The organism is Streptomyces telluris (genome assembly GCF_024519335.1).
GTDB classification, from domain to species: domain Bacteria; phylum Actinomycetota; class Actinomycetes; order Streptomycetales; family Streptomycetaceae; genus Streptomyces; species Streptomyces telluris.
Genome location: NZ_JANIID010000058.1, coordinates 1 through 12,747, shown reverse-complemented (window position 1 = coordinate 12,747; position 12,747 = coordinate 1). Strand labels below are relative to the sequence as shown.

Genomic DNA, 12,747 nt, shown 5'->3' with positions numbered 1-12,747 from the left:
ATTTTCTCATCATCGGCCCGCCGACAGGCGGTTTTCGCGGTCCGCCGTCTGACGAAAGTCGGATGGACTGCCTGCCGATAGCCCGGTGTGGCGCCGAAGTGACGGACCGTAGGCTCCCGGAACCATGGACACCGTGGACAACGACCTCTATCGCGACGTCACCGAATTCGCCCGCTCCACACCGGAGTGGGTGCACGGCCTTGCGGAAATCGGCACCGAGGCCGGGCTGTTGCTGCTGATGGCCGTCGCCGTCGCCGTGTGGTGGCGCAACAGGCGGACGGGGGCGCGCGGCGTCGCGCTCGCGCTGCTCGTACCGGTCACGACCGCGGTCGCCTACGGGATCAGCGAGATCGTCAAGAGCCTGGTGGACGAGGAGCGGCCGTGCCGGGCGGTCCGGGGCGCGGTCGCCTCGCTCGCACCCTGCCCGCCGCACGGCGACTGGTCGTTCCCCAGCAACCACGCGACGCTCGCGGCCGCCCTGGCCACCGGAATCGTCCTCGCGCGGCGGATCCTGGCGTGGGCCGTGCTGCCCATGGCCCTGCTCGTCGCCTTCTCACGGGTCTTCCTCGGCGTGCACTACCCGCACGACGTGGCCGCGGGTCTCCTGCTCGGCGCCGCCGTGGCGCTCCTGGGCGGGCTGCTGCTCGCGCGGTGGGCCACCTCGCTCGTGGACCGGGCGGGGCGGGGGCGGCTGCGGGTGCTGGTGCGGGCGTAGGGTGCCGCGCAGGCCTCACGCGGGTCCCTCAGCGCTCACGCGGGTCTCTCAGGGCTCACGCGGGTCCCTCAGGGCTCGCCAGGCCCCCGCAGAGCCGACGCGGACCTCGCGGGCCTCACGCGGGCCTCACGCCGCCGGGCGCGTCCACTCCGTCTTGTGGCCGAAGCCCTGGCCGTTGTCGATCAGCCGCAGCCAGTCGGGGCGCAGCTCCCACAGGTCGGTGCGTTCCATCGCCTGCCGGAGCCGGTCGTTGTGGTCGACGTAAGGGAAGCGCTCGGTGTACGCGCGCCACCCGGCCTCGCGCTCCGCGCCCTCCAGGCGGCGGCAGGTGCCGCGCCCTTGAAGGCCCGTCAGGGCCGTCCACACCTGCCCGTCGCGCTGGGCGGTGAACGCGACGCGGGCGCCCGCGGCCGGGTCGCCCGTGCTCGCGGCGACGAGGGCGCGGCCGTGCCGGGTGGTGGCCGAGGTGACGAAGAGCAGCGCGGTGGCGTCGTCGCCGGGCGGTCCGGCCGGTTCGGCAGGCCCGGCGAGGGCGTAGAGCACCGCGCAGGCCTGTGGGCCGTCCTCGTCCGCGTAGGCCAGGGTGAGGGTCGAGTGCGCGTCGAGAGCCGCCCGGATCTCGCGCGGCGGCCGCTGCTCCGTATCGCTCATGGCCCCATTCCACCGCGCCCGGCCGGAGCCGACCAATCGGGGGGCCGGTCAGCCCACGACCGAACCGGTGACCAGCCCGGCCTCGTGGGCGACGATCGCGGCCTGCACGCGGTTGCCGGCCCCCAGCCGGTCGAGGACCGCGCTGACGTAGCCCTTGACGGTGCCCTCCACCAAGTGGAGGCGCCGGCCGATGCCCGCGTTCGAGAGCCCTTCGCCCAGCAGGGCGAGGACCTCGCGCTCGCGGGCGGTCAGCCCGGCGATCCGGGCGCGGGCGGCGGCGGCGCGCGTCAGGCGCTCGCCGCCGAGTTCGGCGATGACGTGCAGGGCGACCTTCGGGGAGAGGTAGGCGCCGCCGTCCGCGACGGCACGGACACCGGCCATCAGTTCGTAGGGGTCGCCGGACTTGAGCAGGAAGCCGGTGGCCCCGCCGCCCAGGGCGCGGGAGACGTAGGCGTCCTCGGAGAAGGTGGTGAGGATCGCGACGGCCGTGCCGGGCGCGCTCCGGCGGATCTCCTCGCAGGCGGCGAGGCCGTCCAGGCGGGGCATGCGGATGTCGAGGAGGGCCACGTCCGGCCGGTGGGCGCGGGCGGCTTCGACGGCCTCGTGGCCGTCCGCCGCCTCCGCGACCACCTCGATGCGGGGGTCGGCGGACAGGATCGCGCGGACTCCGGCGCGGATCATCGCCTCGTCGTCGGCGACGAGGACTTTGACGGTGCTCACCGCAGCCACTCCTTCTCTTCCTTCTCTTCCTTCTCTTCCTGTTCCACGGCCTGCTGTTCCCGTTCCACGGCCTCGGAGGCACCGGGGGCGCCGGCGCGCGGGACGCGGCTCTTGGCGACGAGGTGCCCGTCGCGGAAGCAGAGCCGGAAATGGTCGACGCTGACGAAGAGTTCGCCGCTCGCCCGGTAGTAGCGGCACTCCGCGCCGGCGGGCGGGGCGCCCGGGGCCCGGTCGGCCGGCGGGTCGGCGACCTGCCGGTCCGGCAGGAACGGGGCGACCTCGGCGTACGGCGCACCGACGTCCAAGGCGGCGTAATCGGCGGGCTTCAGGACCGAGTGTCCCTTGATGTACGCGTACCAGCCGAAGGCCGCGGCGACGAAGACGGCTCCGGCGGCCGCCGCGACGGCGAAGGGGACGGCGAACCGCCGCCGGGCGGTGCGGTGGGCCTGTGCGAGGCCCGCCGGCTGTCCGGCCCCTTCGGCGGGTGCGGCCCGAGGCGCGAGGCGGGGCCCGGGCCCGGGCCCGTGCGGCAGCCGCGCGCTCACCTCGAACCCGCCGTCGTCCCCGGAGGGCCCCGCCGTGAACGTGCCTCCCGCGAGCGCCACCCGCTCGCGCAGGCCCAGCAGGCCCGTACCGCTTCCGGGCGCCGGGGACGCGGCCGCAGGGCCGGGCCGCGGGCCGGTCACGACCGTCACCGAGGTCTCACCCGCCCCACTGGCCCCATCCACCCCACTCACCCCACTCACCACGGTCACCGAAACCTCCGCCCCCGGCGCGTGCTTGGCCGCGTTCGTCAGCGCCTCCTGGACGACGCGGTACGCGGCCCGCTCCACAGGCGGCGGCAGCTCCGTCCCGCGGGGCAGCCGGGCGCGCACGGGCAGGCCCGAGGCCGCCGCGCGGTCCACGAGGGCGCGGAGCGAGTCGTCCGGCGGGGTCAGCGGCGCGGGCGCGGCCGGGCCGGCGTCGCGCAGGACGCCGATGATGTCGCGGAGCCGGTCCGTCGCCGACGCGGCGGCCTCGCGCAGCTCCGCGGCCGCCGCCCGGTGCGAAGCGTCGAGGCCGGGGGCGACCTGCAGGGCCCCGGCGCGCAGGGCGATCAGGCTCAGTTCGTGGCCGAGGGAGTCGTGCATGTCCTGGGCGATGCGGGTGCGTTCGCGCAGCCGGGCCCGGTCCGCGACGATCTCCTGCTCGCGCTCCAGCTGCGCCGCCCGGCTCCAGCCCGCGGCGACGAGCTCACGGGCCTGGCGCCGGTACCGGCCGGCCAGCCAGGGGAACACCGCGCCGAAGAGCAACGTGCCGGTCAGAACCAGCCATTCGACGACGGGGTCGACGTCGCGGGCGAGGACGAGCAGCGTGCCGGCGGCCGCGACGGCCGGGAAGGCGTACAGCGCGGGGCGGGCGGCGGCCGAGCGGCGGCCCAGCAGGTAGGCGAGGACGGAGAGCGCGGGCCCGTAGGAGAGCGTGAAGAGGGAGGGGGACGCGGCGAGTCCGAGTGCGGCGGCGAGGGTCGGGGCGAGCACCGGGCGGGCCCGGGAGGCGGCCACGGCCACGGCGAGGACGACCGCGCCGCCCACGCTCTGCCACCAGGGCCGGGGCGCGTTCACGCCGGTCAGGTCCGCGAGCGCGCCGGGCAGGGCGAGCACCGCCCACAGCAGGGCGTCGGGCAGGACCCTGGACGGGGCGGTGATCGTGCGGCGTCTCACCGGTCCGACGGTACAAGCCGGGCCCGTCCGCGCACCCCTGACGAAAGTCAGACGAAAGTCAGGGGAACGGGGCCCGGCGCGTTTCTCCGTCGTGCGCCGCCGTGCCAGGATCGGAAGCGCCATGACTGTCACAGACCGCACCACCACCCGTTCCGAGTCCTCCTCCGAGCCCCTTCCCGGGGAGCTCCACGGCCCGGTCATCGACTGGTTCGCCGCGAACGCCCGCGATCTGCCCTGGCGCCGCCCCGAAGCCGGCGCCTGGGGCGTGATGGTCAGCGAGTTCATGCTGCAGCAGACGCCGGTCAGCCGGGTGCTGCCCGTCTACGAGCAGTGGCTGGCGCGCTGGCCGCGCCCGGCGGACCTGGCGGCGGAGCCGCCCGGGGAGGCGGTGCGCGCCTGGGGCCGGCTGGGCTATCCCCGGCGGGCGCTGCGGCTGCACGCCGCCGCGACGGCGATCACGGAGCTGCACGGCGGCGACGTGCCGCGCGACCACGCCAGGCTGCTGGCCCTGCCGGGCGTCGGCGAGTACACGGCGGCCGCGGTGGCCTCCTTCGCCTACGGGCAGCGGCACGCGGTCCTCGACACCAACGTGCGCAGGGTGTTCGCGCGCGCCGTGAGCGGCGCGCAGTACCCGCCGAACGCCACCACCGCGGCCGAGCGCAAGCTGGCCCGGGCGCTGCTGCCGGAGAGCGAGCCGGTGGCCGCCCGCTGGGCCGCGGCGACCATGGAGCTCGGCGCTCTGGTGTGCACGGCGCGCACGCCGGTCTGCGGGCGCTGCCCGATCGCCGACCGGTGCGCCTGGCGCGCCGCGGGTTCCCCCGCGCACGACGGCCCGCCGCGCCGCGGCCAGACGTACGCGGGGACGGACCGGCAGGTGCGCGGCAAGCTTCTCGCGGTGCTGCGCGAGGCGCTGGACCCCGTACCGCAGGTGGCGCTGGACGCGGTGTGGGACGAGCCGGTGCAGCGGGCCCGGGCGCTGGACGGGCTGGTGGCGGACGGCCTGGTGGAGCCGCTGGCAGGCGGCCGGTACCGGCTGCCCCTCACGTAGCCGGAAAAGGGGGCTCCCGAACGGGACAGAGCCCCCTTTTCACGCCCTACCGCCCCTGCTCCCGCACCGCTGTTACACAACCTATGGACAGCTGTGCACCTGCCGCAGTGCTGCCGCACATCACGTCGCAACAGCTCCTCCGTAGCGTCCTACCCGTGCTGGGAGACCACCAGCGTGACGCGGGGAATGCAAGCGGAATGGAGGCTGCGAGATGGCCAGCAGCGGCAAGGTTCTGGACTTCGAGGAGTACGTGCGCAACCGTCAGGACGCCCTCCTGCGCAGCGCCCGCCGTCTCGTGCCGGACCCCATCGACGCCCAGGACCTCCTCCAGACCGCCCTGGTCCGCACCTACGGCCGCTGGGAAGGCATAGCGGACAAGTCGCTGGCCGACGCCTACCTCCGCCGCGTCATGATCAACACTCGTACGGAGTGGTGGCGCGCCCGCAAGCTCGACGAGGTGCCCACCGAGCAGCTCCCCGACGCGCGCGTCGAGGACAGCACGGAGCAGCACGCCGACCGCGCCCTGCTGATGGACATCCTCGGGGTCCTGGCGCCCAAGCAGCGCAGCGTCGTCGTGCTGCGACACTGGGAGCAGATGAGCACCGAGGAGACCGCGGAGGCGCTCGGCATGTCGACCGGCACGGTCAAGAGCACGCTGCACCGGGCCCTGGCCCGGCTGCGCCAGGAGCTGGAGAGCCGCGACCTGGACTTCCACGCCCTCGAGCGCAACGAGCGGGGGCAGGAACGGTGCGCGGCCTGAAAAAGGCTCCCCCCAGGCCGGTACTGATCACCGGCGGCACGGTCACAGCCCTGGCCGCGGCCGCCGGTCTTCTGCTTGCCGGCTGCGATGCGGGCAGCGAGGGCGTCCGCAAGGAAGGCACCGCGCAGACGCAGTCCGCGGCGAAGCCGACCCGCATGCCCTCGGCCTCGGCGACGGCGGACCGGCCGCACGAGAAGATCGACGCCGTAAAACTGATCAAGAACGATCCGAAGATCGGCAGCCAGGTCAAGAAGGACCTGAAGCCGTGCCTGAAGAACCAGTACCCGCTGGACGTGATCTACGGGAAGCTGACCGACGGCAGCCGCGACGACATCATCGTCAACATCCTCACGTGCGGCGATTCCGTGGGCGTGGGCTCGTATGTGTACCGTGCGAAGAGCGACGGCTCCTACGAGAACGTGTTCATGATCGAGCAGGCGCCCGTCTACTCCGAGATCGACCGCCGCGACCTCCGCGTCACCAAGCAGGTCTACGGCCCCGGTGACGCGGTCTGCTGCGCCTCGGGCGAAGATGTCATGACGTACCACTGGTCGGGTACGGAGTTCCGGGAGACCGGTCGCACCCACACCGACTACAGCAAGGTCGGGAACACCGACAAGGGCGATCTCCCCAGCGTGGGGACGGAGGGCTGAGGACAGCGTGGCCGATACGCATGTGCTCTTCGTGGAGGACGACGACGTCATCCGTGAGGCGACCCAGCTGGCACTGGAGCGCGACGGCTTCGAGGTGACCGCGGTGCCGGACGGGCTGCTGGGGCTGGAGAAGTTCCGCGCCCGCAAGCCCGACATCGCGTTGCTCGACGTCATGGTCCCCGGCCTGGACGGGGTCAGCCTGTGCCGCCGGATCCGTGACGAGTCGACCGTTCCCGTGATCATGCTGTCGGCGCGCGCGGACTCCATCGACGTCGTCCTGGGCCTGGAGGCCGGCGCCGACGACTACGTCACCAAGCCGTTCGACGGCGCCGTGCTCGTCGCCCGCATACGGGCCGTGCTGCGCCGCTTCGGGCACGCCAGCGGGCCGAACGGCGCCGCCGGGGCCGACACCCCGGAGGACCTGGAGTGCGGCGTGCTGCGCTTCGGCGACCTGGAGGTCGACACGGACGGCATGGAGGTCCGCAAGGGCGGCGTGCCCGTCGCGCTGACCCCGACCGAGATGCGGCTGCTGCTGGAGTTCTCCGCCGCGCCCGGCACGGTGCTCTCCCGCGACCGGCTGCTGGAGCGGGTGTGGGACTACGGCTGGGGCGGTGACACCCGGGTCGTCGACGTCCACGTGCAGCGGCTGCGCGGCAAGATCGGCCAGGACCGGATCGAGACGGTCCGCGGCTTCGGCTACAAGCTCAGAGGGTGACGAGGGTGACCACCCCATGGTGATCCGCCCGGCAGGGACCGGATCGTGGTGAGGCTCGCCCTCCGCTCCGGTCTGCGCTGGAAGGTCAGCCTCGCCATCGCGGGCGTCAGCGCGCTGGTCGCGGTGGCGCTCAGCCTCGTCGTGCACAACGCCGCCCGCCTGTCGATGCTCGACAACAGCCGCGACGTCATGGACGAGCGCGTCCAGATCGCCCAGCGGTACTACGAGAACACCGGCCGGCTGATGCTGCACGCCAAGCTCGACGACCCCACGCTGCCCAAGCCGCTGCGCGACGCCGCCGCCATCGGCCAGCGCGCCACGTTCCTGCAGGACTCCGGCGGCAAGGGCACGCCCGAGGTCTGGGCCTCGGTGCCGGTCCGCAACGGCAAGATCCTCTCGATCCACACCCGGTTCAAGGACCGGTTCTCCATCATCGACGCCCTCGACAAGGCGCTGATCATCGGATCGGTCTCCGTCGTCCTCGGCGGCTGCGCGCTCGGCATCCTCATCGGCGACCAGCTCTCCCGCCGGCTGCGCAAGGCCGCGACGGCCGCCCGCAAGCTCGCCGACGGCGACTCCGAGGTGCGCGTGCGCGAGGCCATCGGCGGCCGCGTCCGCGACGAGACCGACGACCTGGCCCGCGCCGTCGACGGCATGGCCGAGGCCCTCCAGCGCCGCCTGGAGGCCGAGCGGCGCGTCACCGCCGACATCGCCCACGAGCTGCGCACCCCCGTCACCGGCCTGCTCACCGCCGCCGAGCTGCTGCCGCCGGGCCGGCCCACCGAGCTCGTCCGCGACCGCGCGCAGGCCATGCGCACGCTCGTCGAGGACGTGCTGGAGGTCGCCCGGTTGGACGGCTTCGCCGAGCGCGCCGAGATGCAGGAGATCCTGCTGGGCGAGTTCGTCGAGCGCCGGGTCCGCACGTTCGAGCCCGAGGCCCGCGTACGGATCGCCCGGGACGCCTACGTCTCCACCGACCCGCGCCGCCTGGAGCGCATCATCGGCAACCTCCTGGCCAATGCCGCCAAGCACGGCAAGGCCCCGTTCGACGTCACCGTCGAGGGGCGCGTCCTGCGCGTGCGCGACCACGGGCCCGGCTTCCCAGAGGAGCTCCTCCAGGACGGGCCGAGCCGGTTCCGCACCGGCAGCAAGGACCGCGCGGGCAAGGGCCACGGCCTGGGCCTGACCATCGCCGCCGGACAGGCCCGGGTGCTGGGCGCCCGCCTGTCCTTCCGCAACGCCGACCCGGAGGTCGAGGGCGGCACGGGGGCCATCGCGGTGCTGTGGCTGCCGGAGTCCGCGCCGACGAGCACGGGGACGTTCCCGATCATCCAGGTGCCGGACTAGCGCGCCCGGCGCGCCCGGCGCAGGCACCACGGGCGTCAGTCCGTCAGTCACATCGGGTCGACGCACTCGCCCCAGGCCTTGTCGAGGTCCAGCTGATCGCTGCGCTGCGTCAGCGAGAACCAGTTGCCGGAGTCGTCGCGCAGGATCGCCTCCGTACCGTACGGCCGCTCCCGGGGCTCCTGCAGGAAGTCCACGCCCCTGGCCTTGAGCGTCTCGTAGTCGCGGTGGATGTCGTCGGTGCTGAGCACCCCCGCCCCCAGCACGCCCTTGGCCACCAGCTTCTTCATGGCCTCCGCCGACTCCGGGTCGAGCCCGGGCGGGCCGGGGACCATCAGCGTCAGCTCGACGTCCGGCTGGTCCTCGGCACCCACCGTGAGCCAGCGCATTCCCTGCCCGTCGCCCATGGTCATATCGGTGCGGACCTCAAGGCCGAGCTTCTCCGTGTAGAAATCCTTCGCCCGGTCCTGATCGAGGACCCAGACGGTGGTGATGGCAATTCCCTTGATCATGACGCGCTCCGATCACCGGATTTTGCGCTGCATTACCACCGTAAAAGCAGGAGCCGGTGCACCGCGTGTCGCGGTGCACCGGCTCCTGGTGGATCCGATGGATCAGCTGAATCAGAGGGACCCGCCGTGGGCCTTCAGGAAGGCGACCGGCTCGACCGCGCTGCCGTAGTTCGGGGTGGTGCGGATCTCGAAGTGCAGGTGGGGGCCGGACGAATTGCCGGTGGAGCCCGACAGGCCGATGACCTGGCCGGTGCTGACGCTCTGGCCGACCGAGACCTTCACCTGCGAGAGGTGGGCGTACTGGGAGTACGTGTTGTCGTCGTGCTTGATCACGATGGCGTTGCCGTACGCGGGGCCGTCGCCGCCGCCGTTCGGGCCGGCCTTGACGACGGTGCCGCCGTGGACGGACATGACGGGCGTGCCGCTGTTCACGACCAGGTCCTGGCCGCTGTGCTTGGCGGCCCACATCGCGCCGGCCTTACCGAACGGCTGGCCGACCTGGTACTGGGCCAGGGGCGCGACCCAGGCGTCGGCGCGCTTGCGGGAGGCCTCGGCCTCCTTGCGGGCGTCCTCGGCGCGCTTGGCCGCGTCCCGCTTGGCCTGCTCGGCGTTCCGCTTCTCCTTCTCCGCCACCTTCAGCTGCGTCTCGGCCTGCTTGTGCAGGGAGTCGTCCAGCATCGCGAGGGACGCGAACGCCGGGAACTCGCTCACCGAGGCGGTGGTGTCGGCTGCGAGCGCGACCCCGGAACCCAGCGCGACCGAGGCTCCCAGGCCGGCTGCCACGAGGGCGACGCGGGTACGGAGAACGGTCTTGCTCGAGTTACGGAAAGCGGTGCGCTTCGACATACGGATAAACCTCCAGGCATAAACAGGTCCCGGCTGCGGACCGGGATCGCCATACCTTGGTAACCCGCTTTCGCCGGGCTGCCAAGCACGGCCCCTACTAACGAATGCCGTAGCGACGGGGAGGTAATTCATGCCGCCCTGAGCAGGGATTCCGCCTGTTTTTCAGGGGAAATGAGGGGCGGGCTGCACTGCTAATTCCCTTAGTACGTGACCCACGCCCTATGGCGGGTGTCACCGCCGAAGGACATTCGGCCTCCCCGGTTCCGGGACCAAAGTCCCGGCCGCGGCGGTACGCTCCCCGTCAGCGGCCGCGCACGCAGCGCAGCGGCCGCCGGGGCCGGGGGTGGAGCAGCGATGAGCAGCGGGTTCGAGGAAGTGGAGCTGGCGGATGCCGTCCAGGCGGTGCGGGAGGGGCTGACCTCGGCGGCGGCCCGGGGCGCGGGCCAGGACCTGGCCTTCGACGTGGGCGAGATCGCCATGGAGTTCACCGTCGAGATCCGCAAGGACGCCAAGGGCTCGGGCGGGGTGAAGGCCTGGGTGGTCAGCGCGGACGCGGAGGCGTCACGCGGCTCGACCCGTACCCACAAGGTCTCCTTCACCCTGACGCCGAAGGACACGCGCACGGGCGGCAGCTGGCGCGTGGGCAACGAGCGGCCGGGCGGGGTGTCGCGGTTCGGGCCCTCCGGGCAGTAGCGGTGGGCCGGGAGAGAGCGCCGGTCCCGTCCGTGGAGGACCGGCTGGTGGCGGTGCTGGGCGGGCGGCAGGGCAGTGGGGTGCTGCTGACACCGGAGCTGGTACTGACGAGCGCGCATTTGTTCGAGGCGGGTGACGCGGTCGACGTCGCCGCACCGGACGGCGACGGTCCCGTCCCCTGTGACGTCGCCTGGCTGGGTGACCCGGATACGTGCGACGTGGCGCTCCTCGTGGCCCGCCGGCCCGTGCTGCCCCTTCTCCTCGCGCCACCGCTGCGGTGGGGCAAATGCGCCGGCTGGCAGCCCATGCCGCGCTGCCAGGTCCTGGGCTTCCCGCAGGTCCACCGGTACGGGCCCCTGCCCGGCGAGCTGGAGGCCGCGCAGATCCCCGGCACCCTGATGCCCTTGTCCGGCCGTATGCGCGGCCGGTACGTCCTGCACGCCGACCACCATCCCCCGGCGCCCGTGACGGACGGCTCGCCCTGGGCGGGCCTGTCGGGCGGGCCCGTGTTCGCGGGCCCGCTGCTGATCGGCATCGCGAGCGGGGATCCGCTGGGCTGGCAGCACTCGTCCATCGAGTCGGTGCCGCTGGCCGCCGTGATCGACGACCCCGGCTTCCGGAAGGCCCTGCTGGAGCACTGGCCCGACCCGCCGGAGTTCGAGGAGATCTCCTCCGCCTATCCCGAGGACCTGGCCTACGAGCCCGCGTACGCGAGAGCGGTCAAGGCCGCGTACAGCCGGCTGGAGATCTTCGGCTTGGACGAGCTCGGCCCGGGCGACTGGGATCTGGACACGGCCTACTTCAGCCTGGAGGCACAGTCGCCGAGCCCGCCCGAGCCCGCGCGGCCGGACGCTCCGGAGCTCCGGCGCATCGAGGACTTTCTCGGCTCACGACCCCGGACCGTCCTGCGGGGCGAGGCGGGCGCCGGCAAGACCACACTGGTGTGGTGGCTCGCCTCCCACACGGCCTGCCGCATGCTGCCGGACCAGCTGTCCGAGCTCGACGGGCTGATCCCTTTCGTGATCCCCATGCGCAGTCTGGCCGCCCGGGGCATCACCTCCCCCATCCCCTCCCAGCTGCCCAAGATCGCCCGGCTGCCGGTCGACAGACCGCCCGACGGCTGGGCAGGACGCGTGCTGGAGGCCGGGCGCGGGCTGCTTCTCGTCGACGGGATGGACGAGGTCCCACAGGCCGACCGGGAGCTGGCCCGCAAATGGCTGGCCGGGCTGCTGCGGATGTATCCACGGACGCGCTGTCTGGTCACTGTGCGCCCCCTGGCTGTCGGCAGCGAGTGGCTGGAACAGGAAGGGTTCGAAGAGCTGCGGCTACTCCCCATGAGCGACGAGGACATCCAGTCGTTCGCCGGCTCGTGGCACAGGGCCGCCCGGCTGGAGTGCGACAGGCATGCGGACGAGCACTGGGCACAACGGCAGCGCGACCGGCTCGACAAACTCGAACCCGAGCTCAGCCAGGAATTCGAACGCAATACCGTATTGCGCGACCTGGCACGCACGCCGCTGCTCTGCGCAGTCATCTGCGCCTTGCACCGGCAGTGGAACGGTCTCCTTCCCAAGACCCGCTGGGACCTCTACAGCGCCGCGCTGAACCTGATGCTGGCAAGGCGCGATGCGCACCGCCGCATTCTCAGGCCGGAGGGCGTGGAACTGACGGCGGACGAAAGCCGCCAGCTACTGCAGCGGATTGCCGTCTGGCTCGTCCGGAACGGCCGCGCCGAGCTCAGCCGGGAGCAGGCGGTCCGTCAGCTCGATCTGGCATTGCGCGGGCTCCGCCGCGTACGGGCACAGGGCACGGCACACGTCGTGCTGACGTATCTGCTCAATCGCAGCGGGCTGCTCCAGGAGCGATCCCCGGATTCGATCCAGTTCATCCACCGGACCTTCCAGGACTACCTGGCGGCGAAGGAGTTCCAGGAGAGCGACTGCCTGGACGAATTACTGCTCCATGCGGCGGAGGAGCAATGGCAGGACGTGCTCCGGCTGGCCGTCGGCCACTGCAGCCGCAGCGAGGAACAGCGCCTCATCGCCGGTCTGACAGCGGCGGCGGACGCCGCTCCGGACCGGGAGACGGAGTGGCCGTTGCGGGCGCTGGCAGCCCACTGCGCGCTCAATGCGAAGTACATCGAGGACGACCAGTACGAACAGGTGTGGGCAGGCCTGAAAAGGCTTCTGCCGGCCCGTGACCAGAGGGAGCTGCTTTCCCTCGGCCAGGACGTCCTGGCGGCCGTTCAGCGGTAAACGGGTCGGCCCCCGGAACCGTGAGGTTCCGGGGGCCGACCCGCTGTCGCGGAATGAGCGGAGCGACGCGCGCTTACGCGTCCTTGGACAGGTTGGGACCCGCCCCGCCCGCAGCCGACTCGATCGGCGGGG

General features: G+C 72.8%; 13 protein-coding genes. 8 read left to right on the top strand and 5 right to left on the bottom strand.

Annotated elements, in window-relative coordinates; genetic code table 11:
- The first annotated feature begins 124 nt into the window (after positions 1-124).
- Entirely contained in the window at positions 125-715 is a 591-nt protein-coding gene (locus NQU55_RS34760; RefSeq protein WP_256791774.1) for a phosphatase PAP2 family protein, read from the top strand.
- A gap of 126 nt (positions 716-841) precedes the next feature.
- On the opposite strand, the gene NQU55_RS34755 is transcribed toward NQU55_RS34760, so the two are convergent.
- From NQU55_RS34755 to NQU55_RS34745, 3 genes are read right to left on the bottom strand one after another with little or no spacing between them, the layout of a single operon-like run.
- Entirely contained in the window at positions 842-1,366 is a 525-nt protein-coding gene (locus NQU55_RS34755) for a pyridoxamine 5'-phosphate oxidase family protein (protein ID WP_168096893.1), read from the bottom strand.
- 48 nt (positions 1,367-1,414) lie between these two features.
- Entirely contained in the window at positions 1,415-2,047 is a 633-nt protein-coding gene (locus tag NQU55_RS34750) for a response regulator (protein ID WP_168096895.1), read from the bottom strand.
- A gap of 35 nt (positions 2,048-2,082) precedes the next feature.
- Positions 2,083-3,789: a sensor histidine kinase gene (locus NQU55_RS34745; RefSeq protein WP_256791772.1), complete on the bottom strand. Its 1,707-nt coding sequence runs from the start codon at positions 3,787-3,789 to the stop codon at positions 2,083-2,085.
- A 121-nt stretch (positions 3,790-3,910) separates the two neighbouring features.
- Here NQU55_RS34745 and NQU55_RS34740 point away from each other — a divergent pair, with 121 nt between their 5' ends.
- The 5 genes from NQU55_RS34740 to cseC all read left to right on the top strand — a co-directional run bounded on the left by NQU55_RS34740 (position 3,911) and on the right by cseC (position 8,312).
- Positions 3,911-4,837, top strand: coding sequence for an iron-sulfur binding domain-containing protein (locus NQU55_RS34740; protein WP_168096621.1), 927 nt, complete (start codon positions 3,911-3,913; stop codon positions 4,835-4,837).
- A 211-nt stretch (positions 4,838-5,048) separates the two neighbouring features.
- Positions 5,049-5,597 (top strand): SigE family RNA polymerase sigma factor, encoded by a 549-nt coding sequence (locus tag NQU55_RS34735; protein ID WP_256791771.1) that lies wholly within the window; start codon positions 5,049-5,051, stop codon positions 5,595-5,597.
- Entirely contained in the window at positions 5,585-6,250 is a 666-nt protein-coding gene (locus tag NQU55_RS34730) for an LppP/LprE family lipoprotein (protein WP_256791770.1), read from the top strand. Before NQU55_RS34735 ends, NQU55_RS34730 begins: the two co-directional genes overlap by 13 nt.
- Before the next feature lie 7 nt (positions 6,251-6,257).
- The gene (cseB, locus tag NQU55_RS34725) at positions 6,258-6,965 is read left to right on the top strand and encodes a two-component system response regulator CseB (RefSeq protein ID WP_168095087.1); all 708 of its coding nucleotides are present in this window, start codon (positions 6,258-6,260) and stop codon (positions 6,963-6,965) included.
- A 45-nt stretch (positions 6,966-7,010) separates the two neighbouring features.
- Positions 7,011-8,312, top strand: coding sequence for a two-component system sensor histidine kinase CseC (cseC, locus tag NQU55_RS34720; RefSeq protein WP_168095086.1), 1,302 nt, complete (start codon positions 7,011-7,013; stop codon positions 8,310-8,312).
- A gap of 47 nt (positions 8,313-8,359) precedes the next feature.
- On the opposite strand, the gene NQU55_RS34715 is transcribed toward cseC, so the two are convergent.
- Positions 8,360-8,821 carry a VOC family protein gene (locus NQU55_RS34715; RefSeq protein ID WP_168095085.1) on the bottom strand — a complete coding sequence of 154 codons (462 nt, stop codon included), beginning with the start codon at positions 8,819-8,821 and terminating at the stop codon, positions 8,360-8,362.
- Positions 8,822-8,932: 111 nt separating this feature from the next.
- Complete coding sequence (locus NQU55_RS34710) at positions 8,933-9,667, bottom strand: M23 family metallopeptidase (RefSeq protein WP_168095084.1); 735 nt, start codon at positions 9,665-9,667, stop codon at positions 8,933-8,935.
- Positions 9,668-10,021: 354 nt separating this feature from the next.
- Between NQU55_RS34710 and NQU55_RS34705 the strand changes: the two genes are divergently transcribed.
- Both NQU55_RS34705 and NQU55_RS34700 read left to right on the top strand, forming a co-directional pair.
- Positions 10,022-10,360, top strand: a complete 339-nt coding sequence (locus tag NQU55_RS34705) for a trypco2 family protein (protein WP_168095083.1) — start codon at positions 10,022-10,024, stop codon at positions 10,358-10,360.
- A gap of 32 nt (positions 10,361-10,392) precedes the next feature.
- Positions 10,393-12,615 carry an NACHT domain-containing protein gene (locus NQU55_RS34700; RefSeq protein ID WP_256791769.1) on the top strand — a complete coding sequence of 741 codons (2,223 nt, stop codon included), beginning with the start codon at positions 10,393-10,395 and terminating at the stop codon, positions 12,613-12,615.
- Positions 12,616-12,747 lie beyond the last annotated feature (132 nt).